Here is a 19,051-nt window from a genome sequence, read left to right on the forward strand (position 1 = left end):
GAATACAGGGCAACAACACCGGAGGAAACACTCATGAATGCTGCCATTGCCACTCGCCTGGAATTTTCTACCGATACCATTGAACAGATTTTTTCAGCAGCGTTACCGCCACTGGCTGCCGGTGTGGAGCGACGTTTTGCTGTGGTGCAGCGTCCGGTAGATCAGGCCGGTAAAGATATCGATCTACTCGGTGCCGAGCAGACCGAAGTGGAGTTGCTGTCTGTATCGCCCGATAATCAACTTTTACATCTCCGGCCCTCGGCTCATAGCCAGACAGGTTGGGAGGCCAGCCTTATCACTTTGCCCGCTATGCGGGGCGACCGCCGCACGCTGCAGGGCGATGTGGTGAAAATTGACGCCTATTACCAAAACGGCGAAATCATTGCGCTGTTGCATTATGAAGAGGGCGAGCACCATATAATATTGCCCATGAGTTTTACGCCAGAGCGAGGCTGGCAAGAGCTGGATATTCGGGGCAATGTTGCCAATTGTCTGTATCGCACTACACAAACGGAAGTGTACCGGACGGCTCAGGGACAGCATTTTTTTTACGGGGTAAGCACGGCATTTGAGACGCCACAGTTTTTTATCGTTTTTCAAAACCCCAATGGACGACTGGAAGCGGTTTACGAACGCCGTCCCGATACGGATGCGACCTACCGGTTACTCGCCAGCGGAGACAGTGGTCATGCCTGTTTGCGTATTGAGGGTGAGGATCTGGTGCTGAAAGACTTTGAGTTCGGCTACGATGACGAGGAAGACGAATACTATTTTGAATGGGGCAAAGATGTTGCCCGCTGTAATGCCGGATTTGGTGAACTGGTAGCAGACAATGTGTTGCCCTTTCCCAGCATTATCGGGTCGCAAAATTTGTTGTTGCTGACCGATGATAATGCCCTGCATTTTGTGGCTGGCTACGGGCAAAATAAGCTCACTAGCTATGCGCTGACAGGCGTGAATGATACCCAGCCTGCCAGTGTGGCACAGGTATGCCTGGGACGGGATGACCAAAATCGGGCCGTGGTATTTGCCTTGTCGGCAGTTGATTCCCGGTTGTGGGTTTTGCGTCAGCAAGGCTTTACTGAGCAGGGCGATATCGACTTTGGTGACTGGGTTTGTCTGGGAAATCGTGCCAATGCGATTGCCTGTCCACGTGCCATGTTAGATGGCGCTGAGTTGTTTTTGGTGAACAGTGAAAATCGTGCGCTGGAACATATGTGTCAGGATCGCGAAACGACCTTGTGGAGCAACCTGGAAGTAAACTGCACTTCCGCTGCCGAAGCTGAACATGCCAAATCAGAAGTTATGCCGTGCCATGCAGTCGAAGTGGAGTCACGTGACGACAATAGTCAGCTGGTAACGCTTGCGGCACTTGAGATCCGCAGTAGTTATGCCTGCCATGTGTCTGCGAACGATATCGGGATGAAATTGAATGCCCGGCAGTGGAAGCCCCTCAGCACCGATGCGTCCGGCAAGTTAAACCTGGTAATACCCGCAGAGAGCATTCACGCACCAACCTTGTTTTTCCGTGTCAAAGCCACAGGAAAGGAGTTTCAGGTTAACCCTAACGCCAGAGTCAGTGAGCGGCTGGCGGGCAAAGATGCAAGAGTGAAAATAGAAACCCGCAGCTTGCGCGCTGCCGGGCTTATTCCTGAAAATATGCCCGGGCCTCAGGCAAATGCGGTGGCAGATATGGTTCGACAGCTGGGCAAAGCTGAGGGCGCTTCGCCAGAGAATAATTCCTCCGGCGCGGCGTTGCGCATGAAGATTGACCAGCAAGGTAACCATTCAAAAACGGTTAACGTGTCGCCACCCGATGCATCTGCTGTAACGGTGCAAAGCCTGGCGGATAAACCTGAAGAACGTCCGCAGGGGATACCAATATTAGGAGATGTGATCAACTTAATAAAACATGCCTGGGAAGAATTTAAAAATGCTGTGATTACCGTGGGTAAGCAGTTTGCTGAGCTTGTGGTAACGGTCGGCAATAAAGTGGTGAAATTTGTGGTGGATACCGCGCAGGGAATCGCCAAAACGGCAGAGGCGTTGTTTCATACCATCGCTGGATTCTTTAAAAAGGTCGGCGAGGCTACCGCTAATCTTGCGCTGAAGCTGGTTAAATTTGTAACGGCATTATTGGGTTGGCAGGATGTGTTGATTACTAACGAGGTAATCAAACTGAATGTCCATCAGGCGCTGGAAAGCGCTCAGCAAACATTTGAGCGTGATCTGGTGGACTGGGGCCGCAAAAAAGCGGATCACCTGAAATCCGCAATCGATGATGCATTCAATCAGGTGGAAGCGGTGCTTGGCGCGATGGATCCGATGCAGACTCAACAATTTGCTGCTGCCGATGGAACCGGGCAAACCTCTGCCATGGTCAGTGCTCTGCAGAACAACAAGGTCGCTGGACGTATGGTAAGTAATAAGCTGCAGCGTAAGGGTGAGGCGATTCATCGCAGCTTTGAGCCCGGCAGCGATCCGCAAGATGCAATATTTTTGGAATTTGCGCAAAATATTGAAACCCGATTTAAACACCGCATGAATGATGAAGTGCTGGCCATTTTCGCCGATTTTAAACCCGATTCGCCGGCGGCCTTTTTCTCCGGAGGTGTGCTTCGCACCTTCCGCACCATGAAACCTTTGTTGTTGTTTGCTATTGATGTCGGTGAAGAATTAATGGCGCTGGCGCTGAAATGCGTTGGTCGTATGTTCCAGCTCATCGGGGCGCTGCTCAACACGGAAGTGTACCTGAATGGGGTGTCAGAGTTTGTGCTGATGACACGGGGAACCAGCACGACATTGCTGGATCTGGTGAGTCTGGCGATTGCAATTCCCATGAATCTGGTGCACAAGTTACTGCACAAACTAACTGCGCCATTCACGCAACGCCAGCTGGAAGACATGCGGGCACAAAAGGCTAACTGGAAAAATTTATTCAGTTTTATCGGCCGGGCCTGCACGGCTGAAAAAGAGCAAAATATCAAGATCTCACAGGACTTAAAAGATGCGGCTCAATCCTATATCGACGTAATGAAAGTTCCGTCATTGATACTGGGCCTGTTCACCGCAGTGAGTGATTTTGCCTATGGCCATGTAATGGCGTTGAAGCACGCCGTGGACAGTAAAGAGATTACCGGCAAAGCGGGCACGGTTTTCAAGATTATCGCCTATCTGTTTAAGATTATCCGGTTTGCCATATCAATTCCTTCGAAGTTAATCACGTTAGCCGGAATCCTGATTGCCGTTACCGGGGTATTGTTGCCAAAGTCGGATTCACCCAAAAAGCCCAGTAAACTGCCTTATGCCATGTCGATTTGCGCCGGCATTGCTACAGTTATCGGATTGGGATTAACGATATTTGCCTTGATTGCGCCCATGCCAGCTCTGGTGGTTACTGTGTTTGTGGATGTTGCGGAAGCGGCTTTTACGGGTTTAGTTGCAGTAATGACCATTGCAGCGCTCATATACAATGGCGTAATCACCAAAGATGGCTGGATGACGTCAGCTGATGCGCTGGATCAATTGGGGTCGTTTTTTGCGACCATTCCGTGCTTCTTTTCATTTATTCCGCCCTGTGTACCCTTACTAGATTCTGCATACGGCGCAGGAGAGATTTTGCTGGTTGTGTTGTTAGGCGTGGATATCATCTCCGGGTATGGCTCCGGGATCACCGGGTTAGCCGGCGGAATTATCAAGCTGGCTACCCAATCCTGATTGCTATCAGTTATTTGCGCTGTAGTAGCGGTTCAGTATTGCCTGATACTCACCTGATGCCACGATGGAGCGCAGATGTGCCTGAAAGCGAGCAACAGTGTGTTCCGGAACATTTGGGTTAAACGCGAAACAGGTTTGAGAATCTGCAACGGTAAACACACTTTCAAAGTCGTCGGGATTGCGCTCGGCATTGCTCAGCATCTGATTAGCTCCTAATTCATCATAGGCAATCAGTTGCACCCGGCCTTTGTCCATCAGCTCCAGATTGGGGCGCATGCTGGTGTTGCTGAGTATATTGAAGGGTTTATTCAGAATAGATAGCAGAGCCTGTTCGCTGACATCAGAGCGCACTGTGCCTATGGTGTAGTGTTCCAGATCCGCGGCAGAATAGATTTTGATCTGACTGGATTTTTTTGCCAGAAGAATATAGTGGGTGTCTACAATTGGGCAGGCCCATTGGAACAAGCTTTCCCGGGACGGGATCCTGGCTACTGCGAACAGCATAAAATTGGGGCGATTTTGCAATTCAAAGTACGCCCGTGCCCAGGGGTACAGCACAATTTCCGGCGCTGTTTTTATGCCTTCCCGTTGCCAGATGAGGGTCAGCAAATCAATGGATATCCCTTTGAAGCGACCGCCTTCAAAGTAGTTCATGGGGGCATAGTCTTCAGTGGCTAATTGCAAATTCAAAAAGGGAGATTCCTGAGCCTGGGTCTGGTGACTCAGGTACATCAAAATGATCAGCAATCGCAAACCCTGTTGTAAGGCGCTCAGCAACATAGTTTGAACCTGCACAAAATTTCAGCAAAGATATACGCTTAGTATAGTCAGGAAATGCCAATAACACGCTGGTTTTAAAAAAGAAAAAGCACTTCTTTGGGAAGTGCTTTGAACACTTGCTTTAGTGGCGCTCTGCTATGGGCATGCTGGTTGTTACGCTTCCTCGTTGGCCAGCATGTTATACAGACGACGGAATGACAATGTCTCACTTTCATGAGGCGGAAGTTGCAATTGCTGAGCAATATGCGCCGCGCTCAATATACCGGATAAGGCACCGGTGGACTCGGTAAGTACCAGCAACACCTTGTCATCGCTGTAACGCATTTGACGCACCAGTGACATTAGCGTTTGATGACTAATCTCATGCTCGTTAACGGAGTGCAGAATCTCACGCGGATGCAGTAAATCAGAGACCTGAATTTCGCTGAGTGCATAACCCTGTGACATCCTTTTTACGATTTCCTGTTGGTCAAAATCGCGACTGTCCAGAATGCCCAAAAACTGTTTATTTTGGTTGATAACGGCCATCAGGGATGAGCGATTTTGTTTCAGGAACTTCCTGGCATCGGTCGCCAGCGTATCGGCGTTAACTACAATGTAGGGGAAGCTTTCCAGATCAGCGATTAATTCACTGACCAGGGTATTCAGGGTAATGGTTCTCAGGCTGCTTTTTTGATCAGATACAGCAACTGCGGGATAACTGTTGGTCACGATGGAGTTCATGATCTTTACCTCAATAAAAATTAACTAATCGGGCACAAGGCCGGGTGTTTTTTTAACGAGGTTAAAGAGGTGGTCCTCTGGCGTAAAAGGCGTGACTTGCCTCATGGACTGCTAAGCGGCTTGGGTGTTTTAAGGGTGGGTAGCCTGGCTGCAACGCCAGCGGCAAACGGGTGCTGATAATGCTGTCATCATCGGCGTCTGTTTCCGGGCTGGCGTCCGCCGGCAAAATAGCCAGTTGCCAGACTGCGGACTCTGAATAAATGCCGCTGTCAGCGAACTGATTGGCCGAACTGGCACTGCTGATAAACCCCAAACACAAGGTCAGCCATACCACTATGCTCAATTGCATAAAGTGGTTAACACTGCTTTTTTGGGTTTCTGAGTTCATGGTGTATCAGTACTGCCTGCTTACCTGTTCAATTTCAGTATGCGCTTAACAGGATGTTTGTGCCAGTCACTAATGGGCGTTTTATCGTAAAAATCACTGTGTTGGTCTCATACCCGAGCTACATTTGTAACTCGCGGCAATAATCGAATTGTGCAGACAGCGACTAAACCAGATACACATCAAAGCGGTGTTTTTTACTTTTTATCTGCATACTGGGCGGGGTATCTGCTAAATAAGGGGCGTAATCTGGCCGTTTGACAACGACCCGTTTGCTCGCCAGTTTCAGTGCCGGTGCCAGCAGCTTGTCTGCGTCATCATCATGCCCCAGTAATTGCTGGAAAACCCGCATTTCCTTTTTAACTAACGCCGACTTTTTCTTGTGGGGAAACATAGGATCTAAATAGATGGCGTCGGGCTTCTCAGTCTGCCAGTTGTGTAATAACTCTGTTGCCTGCCCGGGGATAAACTGCAATCGGGTGGCAAAGTCGCTGCCAAATTGTCCGGAGTGTTCAGCCCGGCGCAGGCCATCCTGCAACAGAGCTGCCACCACCGGAGAGCGCTCTAGCATGGTGACATTGGCGCCCAGCGTCATCAGCATAAAGCTGTCGCGTCCCAGCCCGGCTGTTGCATCGACAATGCGACTGGCGGTATTCCCTTTAAGTCCCATCGCTTTGGCGATGGCTTCGTTTTTAATACTGCTACGGCTGGCCCGCCAGGCGATGGCATCGGCAGTAAAATCCACAATGACCGCGCCCACTTTGGGCTGCGCGAAATCTTTTAAGCCCAGTTTGCCATCGTCAAAAACCAGCGCCAGTCCATCGGGGGTCGTGTTGACGATATCAAACCCGGCGTTGTATAAAAATTCAGGTAACGAATTGGATTGGCAAAACAAAGGAAGGTGATGGGTCATAGGGCTGCCCGATTGGATGAGCGGAAATCTTTCCGGCAAAATTGTTTTATGTGTTGCTCAGGCGATACGTCAGGCATTACCGTATTTCTCTTTGTAGGGCAGCCAGCGGTTAATGATAGCATTGGCATTGGCCGGGTGATGTTGCCACAGATGAGTGGCAATTTTCTGTACCTGCGGAATAAGCCAGGCATCCCGCACCAGATCGGCGATTTTCATATTGGCCAGACCGGTCTGTTTGGTGCCCAGCAACTCTCCGGGGCCACGGATTTCCAGGTCTTTTTGCGCTATGACAAAGCCGTCGTTGCTTTCCCGCAATACCGCAAGGCGTTGTTGCGCAGTTTTCGACAAGGGGCTGGCATACATCAGCACACAATGGCTTTCGACACCTCCGCGCCCTACACGTCCCCGCAACTGGTGGAGTTGCGCCAGGCCCAGGCGTTCCGCATTTTCGATAATCATCAGGCTGGCGTTGGGCACATCGACACCCACTTCGATCACGGTGGTGGCCACCAGTAAATCTAACTCACCCTGTTTAAAGGCCTGCATGAGCGCCTGTTTTTCATCCGGCTTGAGACGGCCGTGTACCAGGCCAATATTCAGTTCCGGCAGGGCAGTTTGCAGTATCACTTTGGTGTCTTCAGCTGCCTGGCATTGCAGGGTTTCAGATTCTTCAATCAGGGTGCATACCCAGTACACCTGGCGTTTTTGTTCATGGCATACCGAGCGAATCCGCTCAATGATATCACCCCGTCGTGAGTCGGGCAGTACCACGGTTTTTACCGGGGTGCGTCCGGGCGGTAATTCGTCAATAACCGAGGTTTCCAGGTCGGCGTAGGCGGTCATGGCTAGTGTTCTGGGAATGGGGGTGGCGGTCATGATCAACTGATGAGGGAAGTAGCCATACACCTCACCTTTTTCCCGCAGTGCCAGTCTTTGGTGCACGCCAAAGCGGTGTTGTTCGTCTACGATCACCAGCGCCAGTTTTTGATAGGTCACCTGCTCCTGAAACAGGGCATGGGTTCCCACAATCAATTGCGCGCTGCCATCGGCAATCTGCTGCAATGCCTGATTTTTCTCTTTGGTTTTGAGTTTACCGGCCAGCCAGGAGCAGGAAATACCCAGTGGCTCAAACCATTGGCTGAAATTGATAAAGTGTTGTTCTGCCAGTATTTCGGTTGGGGCCATTAAGGCCACCTGTAAGCCCTGTTCAATGGCGTGTAGGGCGGCTAGGGCGGCCACCAGGGTTTTGCCCGAACCCACATCACCCTGCACCAGACGCATCATAGGGCGATTGAGCAGCAAATCTCGTTCTATTTCGGCGCTCACCCGCTGCTGTGCGCCGGTGGGCTTAAAGGGCAGGCTCTGTAAAAACCTGGAGCGCAGCTGCTGAGATGGCGGGATACTGATAGCCGGGTCGGCCTGGGTTTGGTGTTTTACTTTCAGCACGCTGAGGTGATGAGCCAGCAACTCTTCCAGGATCAACCTTTCCTGTGCCGGGTGTTTACCTTCCAGCAGTTCGGTTACTGCAATATCCGGCGTGGGACGGTGAGCCACCCGCAGTGCCTGTTTCATGCTTAACTGTTTGGGATATAGCCCGTCGGGTAATAACTCCGCCAAGCCGCCTTTGTCCAGCAGCTTTAGTGCAGCCTCGGTGAGATTGCGCAAGGTCAGTTGTTTTATACCTTCTGTGGTGGGGTATACCGGGGTCAGGGTTTCTTCTACCTGTTGTTCTGATTCACTGTTCAGGATGCGATATTCAGGGTGCACCATTTCCAGCCCGTGTTTACCAGGGCGGGCCTCCCCAAAACAGCGCAGCTGTGTGCCTTCGGTCATGTTTTTGGCCTGGGCCGCCGAAAAATAAAAAAAGCGCAGGGTGACAGAGCCGGATTGATCGGCCACGTTTACCAACAGGGTACGTTTTCGGCCATAACTGATATTGGCGCGTTTAACTTCGGCAACAATTGCAGCGGAGACACCGGGTTTCAGATCGGCAACAGGGTAAATACGGGTACGATCTTCATAGCGCAGCGGCAAGTGAAACAGCACGTCCTGAACGGTTTTCAGGCCCATACCATTGAGTTTCTCTGCCACTTTGGCGCCGACGCCTTTTAACTCCGATACGGGTTTTATCGAAAGTGATTGCATATGAACAGCGTATATTCCCTTCAATACTTATTCAATCGTTTAAGTGTCTAATAATACTGAATAAAAAACCAGTTGTTTGTTAAAAAACAGCTGTGCAGCTTAAAACCGGACAAGCCCGCCCACAATTGTATATAGTAGGTCTTTTCATTAAGAATAAAAAAAGGTTGTCCGGTTGATTTCTAAGGTTTGTTTCCCCTGTCGTTTGTTTTGTTGTTTGATGTCGTTGCTGTTGTTGAGTTGGGGTGCCAATGGGGAAGAGCCTTTAAAACCGCTAATGAGCGATACCGTGAATCAGATGTTATGGATAACCGAGCAATATCCACCTTACCATTATCGTGAGGATAACCAGGTCAAAGGCATTGCGGTGGAAATTCTTGAGCAAATTTTTGAGGCTCACAAGGTGCCCTTCAATAGCCACAAACAAGTCCTGGTTTTCCCCTGGGCAAGGGCCGTTAAAGAGATCAGCAATAATCCACAAGCCGCCTTGCTGACCATGGCCTACACCCCTGAACGCGATAACTTGTTCGCCTTGAGTGAGCCTTTATTTACCGAGCAAATAGCGCTGATCACCTTAAAAGACAGTGACCTTACATTGACCGATTTAGGGCAAATTAACCAGTATGTGATAGGCGTGGTGCGGGATGATATTGGTGAGAGGTTACTCAAGGATTTAGGGCCAGATGAAATCCATCTGACCCATGTGCTCAGTTCCAAAGAATTATTGCAAATGTTGCTCAAACAGCGCGTTGATGCGATTGCTTATTCGGTGGATATCATCAGATATCAACTGCAACAGTTACAGGGCCCTAAACAGCAAATTAAGATCCAGCTGAATTTGGCGGAACTGCCCACCAGTATCGCGTTTCACAAACAGGTTAACCCGCAATTGTTGCAGCTGATCAACCAGTCCATTGTGGCGTTAAAACAAGCCGGAAAGGTTGATCAGATTATTAACCGCCGTCTGTAACAACCTGACTACTTATTGCTGTTGCAGGTCCAGCGTTTTTGCGGCCTGATACAATAATTCCGGTGAAATGCGCACCCGGAAATTGGGGTTAACATAGTTAAAATGCACAAGTCCCTGTTGGTCTGCAATGTAAACCGCAGGTACTGGCAATGCCACTTTGCTGGTGCCATCCAGGGCGACAAACTCAATACCCATTTTATTGCGATAGCGGTTGGCGACATCATCCGGTAAGAAGAATCCTATACCCAATGCGCTGCTCACTGAAAAATCTTTATCGGACAGCAGTTTAACTTTGAAGTCGCTGTCCACAGCTTGCTCCTTTAACCTGGCGGGTGAATCAGGTGAAATGGCCACGATTTGATAACCCAAATCCATGACTTTGCTTTCGATGTCCTTCAGACCGGCGAGCTGCGCGTTGCAGTATGGGCACCAACCACCACGGTAAAAAATCAGAACGGTAGGTTGTTGTTTGAGCAGTGCTTGTAATTTTACTGGTTTGTCGTCGAGATCGTACAGGGTGACATCAGGTAATGACTGACCATTGAGCACCGGGCGCACTTCATCCGCCGTTGCCGCGATGTTTTCCGGGCCGGTAGCCAGTGCCGTAAAATTAATAAAACAAAGTAGTGCAAATAGTGAGAGTTTTTTCATCGTATTACTTCTTAAAACCATAGTTACCTCCCATTGACCTGGAATAATCCGGTTTGCTTTCAGAGAAGCGATATTATTTATTATTATCAATAAAAAATTGAAACTGCATCAGGAATATTGTCGATTATCCTGTATTTATTAAAGGTTTAATATCCCCACTGAGAGCAATTTTTGTAACATTGAACAGGATGCAATATGAAATTAACAAGGTGCTGGCGGTTTGTCGCTCTGGGAGTGCTCATTAACTGGCAGGTAATGGCAGCGCAATCCGGGCAAAATCCAGTGGTGGTGAGCGCAGATGAAGTGCAATGGGGGTACCTGAATCCCTTACGTGGCGACAAAAGCCCGGCTGCAGCCAACTTATGGGGTGATCGCAGTCAGGATAAGGCTACAGGTATGCTGGTACGGTTTCGCAAAGGATTTTCATCGCCGCCACATATTCACAATATTAGTTACCGGGGAGTAGTGCTTGCTGGTGCTATGCACAATGACGACCCACACGCTGAGACGATGTGGATGCCAACTATGTCATTTTGGACCCAGCCTGCAGGTGAAAATCATATTACGGCGGCGAATGCTGAGGACAATCTGATTTATCTGGAAATTGAAGCGGGCCCCTACCTGGTTAAACCCAGTAGTGAAGGCTTTGACAATGGTGAAAGGCCGGTAAACCTGCATCGTGATAATCTGGTATGGCAGGCGTTACCTGAGCATGAGGATGCTGAAATAGCTTATTTGTGGGGCGACACTCAGCCGGGCAGGCTGCGCGGAGCATTGCTGCGTTTGCCCGCCGGATTCAATGGGGCGCTGCAATCTGACTCCGGTACACTTCGCGCCGTTGTGGTTTCTGGCGGTTTAACCTACCTCATGCCCGATGGAGGATTACAAAAGGCCCTGACGATGGGAGGGTATTTTGCTTCCGAAGCTGAATATACGCACCCCGTTAAAGTGGACCCGCAGGAGCCTTTGGTATTGTATCTTCGCAGTCGTGCCGGGGTCAGCCTTGCCACAACAGACTGACAGTGGTATTTGGATCTCAGGCTGAGATATCTGGATATCAGAGGAAACGGTCAGATATTGGAGAACAGGTCGTCATCGGTTGCCGTTTTCCCGCTGGTGTCTGGCCTGGCTGAGTCTGAAGTTTGACTGAGTTGCATGGCCTGCCACCACTGTTCAGAGGCCTGTACCTCACCGTTTTCATCCAGTTGTGGTATCGGCAGGTGTTTGGCTTTAGCTTGCGCAAAAAGCGCGGGGTGACAACCCTCAAACAGCAGGGCATTGAGATCTTCATCGGAGATACGGACTTTATCGTATAAACCGGCTTTTTGTCGTTGTTGCTGTGCCTCATACAAAATGAGTGCAGCGGCCACCGAAACATTCAATGACTGCACCATACCCATCATGGGAATAACAATTTCCTGATCGGCCAATGCGATGGCTTCTGCACTGGCGCCGTGCTTTTCCTGACCCATCACAATTGCGGTGGGGCGGGTATAGTCAATGTCTCTGAAATCCACTGAGTTATCTGACAGGTTGGTGACCAACACCTGCATGTCTTGCTGTTTAAAGTGCTGATGGGCCGTGTCGATACTTTGATGTTTCAGGTGTCTGAGCCAACGCTGGGTACCCATGGCGGTGCCCTTTCTGAAATAGGTGTGTTCGTTCCAGACAATATTGACTTCGTGAATGCCCACCGCATCACAGGTGCGCAGAATGGCAGAGACATTTTGGGGTTTGTGAATATGCTCCAGACACAGAGTCAAATCCGTCTGGCGCTTTTGCAGTACGGATTTGATGCGTTGGAATCTTTCCTGAATCACGAAACGAGCTGGCTTAGTCTACCAGCTCCAGTACGCCGTCAATTTCAATTTGTGAGCCCTTGGGTAATCCGGCTACTTCTATAGCGGCGCGGGCCGGGTAAGGCTGTTCGAAGTGCTGGCTCATAATGTCGTTGACGATAGCAAATTTACCCAGGTCGGTCAGAAAGATATTCACTTTCGCCATTTGTTGAAGCGAGCCACCGGCCGCTTCACACACTGCCGTCAGGTTTTTAAATACCTGTTGTGCCTGTTCGGCAAAATCATCGGACACCATTTCCATGGTTTCAGGCACCAGCGGAATTTGACCCGACAAATACACAGTGGTACCCACTTTGACCGCCTGGCTATAAGTGCCAATGGCTTTGGGGGCGTTTTCGGTATGAATGATCTCTCTGGACATGCGTGGTGTTTCTCTTAAGTTGTGCTTTTCGTTTTGCTGTGTCGGGATACCGATTGCACTTCCGGCATATTGCGGATTTTACGCAAAATATTGGCCAGATGAATGCGGTTGCGACAGGTCAGCTCCAAATCAATGTAATAGATATTACTTTCTTTTTCTTCGGTCTGTAAGCTGATGATGTTGGAATCTGTAGAAGACACGGTATTGGTCAGGGTTGCCAGCGTACCTTGTCGGTTTATCAGCTCAATGCGCACCGAGGCTTTAAATTCGCCGCTGGTGTTTTCTTCCCATTGCATCGGCAGCACCCGTTGCGGCTCTTCTTTGCGCAATTTGCGGATATTGCGACAGCCGATCTGGTGGATCAATATGCCTTTACCGGGACTGAGTACCGCCAGAATTTCATCTCCGGGTATGGGGTGACAGCACTGAGAATAGCTGACCAGTAACCCTTCGGTGCCTTTGATCGCAATATTCTTGTGTTTATCACTGAGCATATCACTGTCCTGCGAATCACCGATAAGGCGGCGGGCGATAATGGCACTCAGTTCGTTACCCAGACCTATGTCTTCCAGCAGCGAAGTAAAGTTGTCGTGCTGGGTTTCCTGTACCACCCGGTTTTTGTCTTCTTCCGGGATTTCATCCAGCTTGATTTTACCCAACGCATGGCGCAACAAACGGTTGCCCATCTGGATTGCTTCTTCGGCGTGTTGCCGCTTGAGGTACTGGCGAATTTGCGTTCGGGCTTTGGCGGTGACCACAAAGTTAAGCCAATTGGCATTGGGATTGGCTCTGGGCGAGGTGATTATCTCAATCGTCTGACCGTTCATCAGCGGTTTGTTCAGCGAATAGGTTTTTCGGTCCACCCGTACACCGACACAGGAGTTGCCCACGTCGGTGTGTACCGCATAGGCAAAATCCACCGCCGTGGCCTGCATCGGCAGTTCGATAATACGGCCATCCGGGGTAAACACATAAATTTCGTCCGGGAACAAATCTGCTTTTACGTGCTCGATAAACTCAAAGGAGCTGCTGGCACTTTGCTGCAATTCCAGCAGTGACTGCATCCATTTTCTGGCACGGGCCTGAGCGGTGCTCTTAGTGGCTTTACCCTGATCTTTATACATCCAATGGGCTGCCACGCCTTTGTCGGCCATTTCATCCATATCGCGGGTTCGGATCTGAATTTCCACCGGAATGCCGTGGGGACCAATTAACGAGGTGTGTAACGACTGGTAACCATTGGTACGGGGGATTGCAACGTAATCTTTGAATCTGTTTTCGATTGGCTTGTACAAACCATGCACGCTGCCCAGCACCCGGTAACAATCATCAACGGTGTTAACGATGACCCGAAACGCGTAGATGTCCATGATCTGGTTGAACATCAACTCTTTGCTCTTCATCTTGCGATAAATCGAGTAAAGGTGCTTTTCCCGTCCGCTGACTTCGGCTTGTATCTGCTTTTCCGCCAGACGACTGATAATTTCCTGGCGGGTATTTTCAATGATTTCGCTGCGGTTACCGCGGGCTTGCTTAACAGCCGATTTCAACGCCCGGTAACGCATGGGATACATGGCCTGAAAACCTAAATCTTCCAGTTCATTTTTAATTTCGTGGATACCCAGGCGATTGGCAATGGGCACATAGATTTCCAGGGTTTCTCTGGCGATACGGCGGCGTTTATCAGGACGCAACGCTCCGAGGGTGCGCATATTATGGGTGCGATCTGCCAGTTTGATCAGGATGATGCGGATATCTTCCACCATGGCCATCATCATTTTGCGGAAGTTTTCTGCCTGGGCTTCTTCTTTGCTGCTGAACTTGAATTTATCCAGCTTGGAAACCCCTTCCACCAGTTCGGCAACCGTTTCACCAAATCTATTGGTCAGGCTTTGCTTATCGTGATAGGTATCTTCGATCACATCGTGCAGTAACGCGCCCATCAGGGTTTCGTGATCCATGTGCATGTCGGCCAGAATGCCGGTGACAGCAACGGGGTGGGTAATATACGGATCGCCGCTGGAGCGCTGTTGCCCGTCATGGGCATCCCTTGCAGCAATATAAGCCTGTTCTACCAGTTCAACCTCTTCGGGCGGTAGATAATTGGCTATTTTTAGTTTTAGTCCCTCGAATAAGTACAACTGAACGCGGTCTTTTAGTGATACATAGTGACAGAATACGAGGATTTTAGCAGGATGCAAAGCCTAAATGCTGAAGCTGCTCAGCATTTAGGCAAAGTTGGTTGATCGCTTACGGCTGATCGGCAAGAATGCTGGCAACAGAGGCGAATTCCGCTTGCTCTGCTTCCTGTTGTTCCTGAATTTCAGCCTGATCCATGCGCTCAGAATTGATCAAACCTTTTTCAATTTCGCGTAAAGCAAGAACCGTAGGTTTGTCATTGCTGGCGGGTACCAGTGGCTCTTTACCTTCAGTTGCTAATTGACGCGCACGACGTGCCGCAACTAACACCAGGTCAAAGCGACTGCCTACTTTATCTACTGCATCTTCTACAGTTACACGTGCCATCTGTTTCTCCGAGTCGGGTTACCGTAATGTGATACGGAAATAATGAATACTTGTTTTTTCAAAATCAAGCTAAGTCAGCTGTGCTTTTGAAAAAGGTTGCGTAGTTTACTGACTTGGCGGGCTTTTGCCAAGCATAAAGCTCAATTGTTAAGCACTTTTTATTGGGATTCGTCCAGCAACGAAGAAAATAACGCCTGATAACGCAAAACCTGTTTTTCTTTACGTAAGCGGTTGGCGCATACAATGGCTTCCAGTTCTGCCAATGCAGTATCAAAATCATCGTTGACTATGATGTAATCAAACTCGTGGTAGTGGGAAATTTCCGACACGGCTTTGGCCATGCGTTTTTCGATCACTTCGTCTGAATCCTGCCCTCTGGCTTTGAGCCGTTTGCGCAGTTCTTCCCGCGACGGTGGGGCGATAAATATGGTTTTGGTATCCGGCAGTAAGGCTTTGACCTGGCGGGCGCCCTGCCATTCGATATCTAAAAACACATCCACACCGTGCTGCAAGGTCTCAGTAATGTTGCGTTTGGCAGTGCCATAGTAATTGTCAAAGGCCTGGGCCCATTCAAAAAAAGCTTCTTCCTTGATCAATTGCTGGAACGCCTCTTTGCTGACAAAGTGGTAGTGCTTGCCGTTCTCTTCTCCGGGTCTGGGATTGCGGGTGGTATGAGAAACCGACACCTGTACCGGATGGCGCTCGTCGGCGTGATTCTCCAGGAAGGCTTTTATCAGGCTGGATTTTCCAGCACCTGACGGCGCTGCAACGATGTATAAATTACCGGGTGTATTAGACATAAGTCGAAATTTCTTAAAAAAATAGGGTTTCAGGCTGGTCACAGCTGTACAATCTTAGCATAATTTGCCGCACAGTTTCTTCAGCGCAAACTCGGCGCGTTGAAGTGGTCCAGGTAATAACACTCATAATAACAATAAAGCGCCGGAAATGCCCAGGCACAAGCAACAGGAAAATACTATGTCAGACGAACTTTTACCCTATGTTGAAGTTAACCCAAGCCAAACCGCTGATGCGGTGGTGATCTGGTTGCACGGATTGGGTGATTCCGGTAATGGTTTTGCGCCGATAGTGCCACAACTGGGATTGCCGTCAGATATGGCGGTGCGATTTGTATTTCCTCATGCGCCGGTGATCCCGGTTACCATTAACAATGGTATGGAAATGCGCGCCTGGTATGATATCAAAACCTTATCCTTTGAAGACCGGGCCGACATGGTGGGGGTTGAGCGGTCTGCCGCTCAGGTAGAGCAACTGCTCCACCGTGAGATTGCCAACGGTATCGCTCCGGAGCGGGTGGTAATGGCCGGATTTTCTCAGGGCGGTGTCATTGCTTATTATGTAAGTTTGCGTCAGCAGCAAAAGCTGGCGGGGGTCTTAACCCTTTCCACCTATATGTGTGATGCGGATCAGAGTCGTAAAGACTGGCAGGACAGCAACAAAGATACCCCGTTTTTTGCTTCCCATGGGGCCTACGATGAAATGGTGCCGATGGCACTGGGTAAATCCGCCTATCTGAATTTAAAAGAAGCCGGTTTTAATGCCCGTTTCGAACAATACCCTATGCAACACAATGTACATGGACAGCAGTTGCAGGACATTTCTGCCTGGTTACAGGACGTACTGAAATAACGTTCGATTTTTTAAGGTTATAAAATTTACCATAATTGCCACCTTGTGCTAAACTTGCTGCATTGCAACTAACGGGCAATGTCATGAGAGTTTTAGCGAAGGCAATTATTGCACTGCTGATTATCTTTGTTTTTGAATCCCTGACCGGGTTCGAGCTGTTTCGCGACTGGCGTGAACTGTCACTGGACAATATTGTCCTGGACATGGGTTGTTTCGCCGTGGCCTGGGTAATGGCGATTTTAATACTGAAGCTATTTGATGCCACTCTGCAGGAGCAAAGAGCGTCGATAGAACAATAGCCGGCCAGTTTGACCGGCTAAACATTTCTTACTGATCGCAATGATTAATGATTGCGATAACTTGCGAACAAATTAATGTCTGAAGTGACGCATACCGGTAAATACCATGGCGATACCGTGTTCATCAGCTGCAGCAATCACTTCCTCATCACGCATAGAGCCACCGGGCTGAATAACCGCTTTGATACCTGCTTCGGCAGCGGCATCAATACCGTCACGGAACGGGAAGAAAGCATCAGAGGCCATTACTGAACCTGCGACTTGCAGATTTTCATCCGCAGCCTTAATACCGGCAATCTTGGCGGAATAAACCCGGCTCATCTGGCCGGCACCCACACCAATCGTCATTTTATCTTTGCAGTAAACGATAGCATTGGATTTAACGTATTTCGCTACTTTCCAGGCAAACAACAAATCATCCAGTTGTTCTTCGGTGGGTTGCACCTTGGATACGACCTGCAGGTCGTCTTTTTCCACCATACCAAAATCGCGTTCCTGCACTAACAAGCCGCCGTTTACGCGCTTGATGTCATGCTCGTCGGTTAACTGGCCTTGCCAATCACCACACTCCAGAACCCGTACGTTTTGCTTGGCAGCCAGTACCGCTTTGGCATCATCAGATACGACAGGTGCGATAATCACTTCCACAAACTGACGATCGATAATGGCCTGAGCTGTGTCTTTATCCAGAGTCTTGTTAAAGGCAATAATGCCACCAAAGGCCGAAGTGGGGTCGGTTTTAAAAGCGCGGTCATAGGCTTCTAAAATGTTGTCGCCCAGGGCTACACCACATGGATTAGCGTGTTTCACGATCACACAAGCCGGTTGTTCGAACTCTTTAACACATTCCAGTGCGGCATCCGTATCTGCAATGTTGTTGTAAGACAGTTCTTTGCCTTGTAGTTGCTGTGCTGTGGCAACGGACGCTTCCTGAATGTCGGTTTCAACATAAAACGCCGCTTCCTGATGGCTGTTTTCACCGTAGCGAAGATCCTGCTTTTTAATAAACTGCTGATTGTAAGTACGTGGAAATTGCGTGGTGCTGTCTTCACCGTATACCGCAGTACCAAAATAGTTAGCAATCATGCCGTCGTATTGCGCTGTATGCTCAAAAGCCGCAATAGCTAAATCAAAACGGGTGTTATAACTGAGCGAACCCTGATTGTTGTCCATTTCTGCGATGATGTCGTTGTATCTGGCCGCATTGACCACAATGGCAACATCTTTATGGTTTTTTGCTGCTGCACGCACCATAGTCGGACCGCCGATATCAATGTTCTCAATGGCATCTTCTAACGTGCAATCGTCGTTTGCTACTGTTTGAGCAAAGGGATACAGATTCACAACAACCATATCAATCGCATCGATACCGTGCTCTGTCATGACCGCTTCGTCTTGTCCGCGACGACCCAGGATGCCGCCGTGTACTTTAGGGTGCAGGGTTTTAACCCGGCCCGCCATGATTTCCGGGTGACCGGTGTATTCGGATACTTCGGTGACCTGCAGGCCGTTTTCAGCAAGCAATTTCGCTGTACCACCGGTGGACAGGATGGCGACATCACGCTCAGCCAGTGCTTTGGCAAATGCTACGATTCCGGTTTTGTCTGAAACGCTCAACAGGGCGCGACGAATAGGTTTAGGTGTTTCCATTTAAACAGCTACCTTAATGACTCAGTTGGTTTTGACTAAATAGTCAGGAATAGTGGAGGATAAACTAAAAGAGCACCCTAAGGTGCTCTTTTCAATAGTATAGTCAATTCGGCTTAGTTCATGCCGTATTGCTTTAATTTTTTGCGCAGAGTACCACGGTTGATACCCATCATAAGTGCTGCACGAGTCTGGTTACCACGAGTGTAAGTCATGATCTCTTCCAACAAAGGCGCTTCAACCTCAGCCAATACTAAATCGTACAAGTTGTCGATGTCAGTGTTGTCTAATTGCTTAAGATATTTGTTAACAGCCTGTTTTACAGAATCACGCAGAGGCTTTTGAGCCTGTGTTTGAGAAGGCGTAGTTACTGTAGTTGTGAATGGAGATGTAACGTTTTGATCGAACATATACCGTCTTGCTCTTTT

18 protein-coding genes are annotated in these 19,051 nt (G+C 49.2%); 5 read left to right on the forward strand and 13 right to left on the reverse strand.

The window, feature by feature from the left end:
* Positions 1–33: 33 nt before the first annotated feature.
* Complete coding sequence (locus LJ740_RS20540; RefSeq protein WP_229531010.1) at positions 34–3,717, forward strand: chromate transporter; 3,684 nt, start codon at positions 34–36, stop codon at positions 3,715–3,717.
* Positions 3,718–3,723: 6 nt separating this feature from the next.
* Here the strand turns inward: LJ740_RS20540 and LJ740_RS20545 are convergent, their stop codons facing one another.
* The 5 genes from LJ740_RS20545 to recG all read right to left on the reverse strand — a co-directional run bounded on the left by LJ740_RS20545 (position 3,724) and on the right by recG (position 8,663).
* On the reverse strand, positions 3,724–4,497 hold the full coding sequence (locus tag LJ740_RS20545) for a substrate-binding periplasmic protein (protein WP_229531011.1): 774 nt from the start codon (positions 4,495–4,497) through the stop codon (positions 3,724–3,726).
* A 153-nt stretch (positions 4,498–4,650) separates the two neighbouring features.
* The gene (locus LJ740_RS20550; RefSeq protein ID WP_229531012.1) at positions 4,651–5,220 is read right to left on the reverse strand and encodes a CBS domain-containing protein; all 570 of its coding nucleotides are present in this window, start codon (positions 5,218–5,220) and stop codon (positions 4,651–4,653) included.
* Positions 5,221–5,281: 61 nt separating this feature from the next.
* On the reverse strand, positions 5,282–5,608 hold the full coding sequence (locus tag LJ740_RS20555) for a hypothetical protein (RefSeq protein ID WP_229531013.1): 327 nt from the start codon (positions 5,606–5,608) through the stop codon (positions 5,282–5,284).
* Between the two features lie 163 nt (positions 5,609–5,771).
* Positions 5,772–6,518 carry a class I SAM-dependent methyltransferase gene (locus tag LJ740_RS20560; RefSeq protein ID WP_229531014.1) on the reverse strand — a complete coding sequence of 249 codons (747 nt, stop codon included), beginning with the start codon at positions 6,516–6,518 and terminating at the stop codon, positions 5,772–5,774.
* 69 nt (positions 6,519–6,587) lie between these two features.
* Complete coding sequence (gene recG / locus LJ740_RS20565; protein WP_229531015.1) at positions 6,588–8,663, reverse strand: ATP-dependent DNA helicase RecG; 2,076 nt, start codon at positions 8,661–8,663, stop codon at positions 6,588–6,590.
* Between the two features lie 172 nt (positions 8,664–8,835).
* Here recG and LJ740_RS20570 point away from each other — a divergent pair, with 172 nt between their 5' ends.
* Positions 8,836–9,630, forward strand: coding sequence for a substrate-binding periplasmic protein (locus tag LJ740_RS20570; protein ID WP_229531016.1), 795 nt, complete (start codon positions 8,836–8,838; stop codon positions 9,628–9,630).
* Positions 9,631–9,642: 12 nt separating this feature from the next.
* On the opposite strand, the gene LJ740_RS20575 is transcribed toward LJ740_RS20570, so the two are convergent.
* A complete protein-coding gene (locus LJ740_RS20575) occupies positions 9,643–10,281 on the reverse strand; it encodes a peroxiredoxin-like family protein (protein ID WP_229531017.1) in 639 nt (212 codons plus the stop codon).
* Positions 10,282–10,476: 195 nt separating this feature from the next.
* On the opposite strand from LJ740_RS20575, the gene LJ740_RS20580 reads away from it, so the two are divergent.
* Positions 10,477–11,301 (forward strand): DUF4437 domain-containing protein, encoded by an 825-nt coding sequence (locus LJ740_RS20580; RefSeq protein ID WP_377307015.1) that lies wholly within the window; start codon positions 10,477–10,479, stop codon positions 11,299–11,301.
* 50 nt (positions 11,302–11,351) lie between these two features.
* On the opposite strand, the gene trmH is transcribed toward LJ740_RS20580, so the two are convergent.
* The 5 genes from trmH to gmk form a co-directional block, all read right to left on the reverse strand.
* Positions 11,352–12,101, reverse strand: a complete 750-nt coding sequence (gene trmH, locus LJ740_RS20585) for a tRNA (guanosine(18)-2'-O)-methyltransferase TrmH (RefSeq protein WP_229531018.1) — start codon at positions 12,099–12,101, stop codon at positions 11,352–11,354.
* A 13-nt stretch (positions 12,102–12,114) separates the two neighbouring features.
* On the reverse strand, positions 12,115–12,501 hold the full coding sequence (locus LJ740_RS20590; RefSeq protein WP_229531019.1) for a RidA family protein: 387 nt from the start codon (positions 12,499–12,501) through the stop codon (positions 12,115–12,117).
* 14 nt (positions 12,502–12,515) lie between these two features.
* Positions 12,516–14,642, reverse strand: a complete 2,127-nt coding sequence (spoT, locus tag LJ740_RS20595) for a bifunctional GTP diphosphokinase/guanosine-3',5'-bis pyrophosphate 3'-pyrophosphohydrolase (RefSeq protein ID WP_229531020.1) — start codon at positions 14,640–14,642, stop codon at positions 12,516–12,518.
* Positions 14,643–14,751: 109 nt separating this feature from the next.
* Complete coding sequence (gene rpoZ, locus LJ740_RS20600) at positions 14,752–15,027, reverse strand: DNA-directed RNA polymerase subunit omega (protein ID WP_229531021.1); 276 nt, start codon at positions 15,025–15,027, stop codon at positions 14,752–14,754.
* A gap of 158 nt (positions 15,028–15,185) precedes the next feature.
* Positions 15,186–15,827 carry a guanylate kinase gene (gmk, locus tag LJ740_RS20605; RefSeq protein ID WP_229531022.1) on the reverse strand — a complete coding sequence of 214 codons (642 nt, stop codon included), beginning with the start codon at positions 15,825–15,827 and terminating at the stop codon, positions 15,186–15,188.
* 178 nt (positions 15,828–16,005) lie between these two features.
* On the opposite strand from gmk, the gene LJ740_RS20610 reads away from it, so the two are divergent.
* Both LJ740_RS20610 and LJ740_RS20615 read left to right on the forward strand, forming a co-directional pair.
* Positions 16,006–16,677, forward strand: coding sequence for an alpha/beta hydrolase (locus LJ740_RS20610; protein WP_229531023.1), 672 nt, complete (start codon positions 16,006–16,008; stop codon positions 16,675–16,677).
* Between the two features lie 83 nt (positions 16,678–16,760).
* Positions 16,761–16,976 carry a hypothetical protein gene (locus LJ740_RS20615; protein WP_229531024.1) on the forward strand — a complete coding sequence of 72 codons (216 nt, stop codon included), beginning with the start codon at positions 16,761–16,763 and terminating at the stop codon, positions 16,974–16,976.
* 72 nt (positions 16,977–17,048) lie between these two features.
* Here LJ740_RS20615 and purH read toward each other — a convergent pair whose 3' ends face one another.
* Complete coding sequence (purH, locus tag LJ740_RS20620; protein WP_229531025.1) at positions 17,049–18,626, reverse strand: bifunctional phosphoribosylaminoimidazolecarboxamide formyltransferase/IMP cyclohydrolase; 1,578 nt, start codon at positions 18,624–18,626, stop codon at positions 17,049–17,051.
* A 113-nt stretch (positions 18,627–18,739) separates the two neighbouring features.
* A complete protein-coding gene (gene fis / locus LJ740_RS20625) occupies positions 18,740–19,033 on the reverse strand; it encodes a DNA-binding transcriptional regulator Fis (RefSeq protein WP_229531026.1) in 294 nt (97 codons plus the stop codon).
* Positions 19,034–19,051 lie beyond the last annotated feature (18 nt).

Source organism: Planctobacterium marinum, from assembly GCF_020687805.1.
GTDB lineage: Bacteria > Pseudomonadota > Gammaproteobacteria > Enterobacterales > Alteromonadaceae > Planctobacterium > Planctobacterium marinum.

Excerpts from the sequence above, each read along its gene's own strand:
- LJ740_RS20540 (WP_229531010.1), top strand. The coding sequence starts at position 34 with ATGAATGCTGCCATTGCCACTCGCCTGGAATTTTCTACCGATACCATT.
- gmk (WP_229531022.1), bottom strand. The coding sequence starts at position 15,827 with ATGTCTAATACACCCGGTAATTTATACATCGTTGCAGCGCCGTCAGGT.
- purH (WP_229531025.1), bottom strand. The coding sequence starts at position 18,626 with ATGGAAACACCTAAACCTATTCGTCGCGCCCTGTTGAGCGTTTCAGAC.
- LJ740_RS20615 (WP_229531024.1), top strand. The coding sequence starts at position 16,761 with ATGAGAGTTTTAGCGAAGGCAATTATTGCACTGCTGATTATCTTTGTT.
- LJ740_RS20550 (WP_229531012.1), bottom strand. The coding sequence starts at position 5,220 with ATGAACTCCATCGTGACCAACAGTTATCCCGCAGTTGCTGTATCTGAT.
- fis (WP_229531026.1), bottom strand. The coding sequence starts at position 19,033 with ATGTTCGATCAAAACGTTACATCTCCATTCACAACTACAGTAACTACG.
- LJ740_RS20555 (WP_229531013.1), bottom strand. The coding sequence starts at position 5,608 with ATGAACTCAGAAACCCAAAAAAGCAGTGTTAACCACTTTATGCAATTG.
- LJ740_RS20580 (WP_377307015.1), top strand. The coding sequence starts at position 10,477 with ATGAAATTAACAAGGTGCTGGCGGTTTGTCGCTCTGGGAGTGCTCATT.
- rpoZ (WP_229531021.1), bottom strand. The coding sequence starts at position 15,027 with ATGGCACGTGTAACTGTAGAAGATGCAGTAGATAAAGTAGGCAGTCGC.
- LJ740_RS20590 (WP_229531019.1), bottom strand. The coding sequence starts at position 12,501 with ATGTCCAGAGAGATCATTCATACCGAAAACGCCCCCAAAGCCATTGGC.
- LJ740_RS20575 (WP_229531017.1), bottom strand. The coding sequence starts at position 10,281 with ATGAAAAAACTCTCACTATTTGCACTACTTTGTTTTATTAATTTTACG.
- LJ740_RS20610 (WP_229531023.1), top strand. The coding sequence starts at position 16,006 with ATGTCAGACGAACTTTTACCCTATGTTGAAGTTAACCCAAGCCAAACC.
- LJ740_RS20560 (WP_229531014.1), bottom strand. The coding sequence starts at position 6,518 with ATGACCCATCACCTTCCTTTGTTTTGCCAATCCAATTCGTTACCTGAA.
- LJ740_RS20545 (WP_229531011.1), bottom strand. The coding sequence starts at position 4,497 with ATGTTGCTGAGCGCCTTACAACAGGGTTTGCGATTGCTGATCATTTTG.
- recG (WP_229531015.1), bottom strand. The coding sequence starts at position 8,663 with ATGCAATCACTTTCGATAAAACCCGTATCGGAGTTAAAAGGCGTCGGC.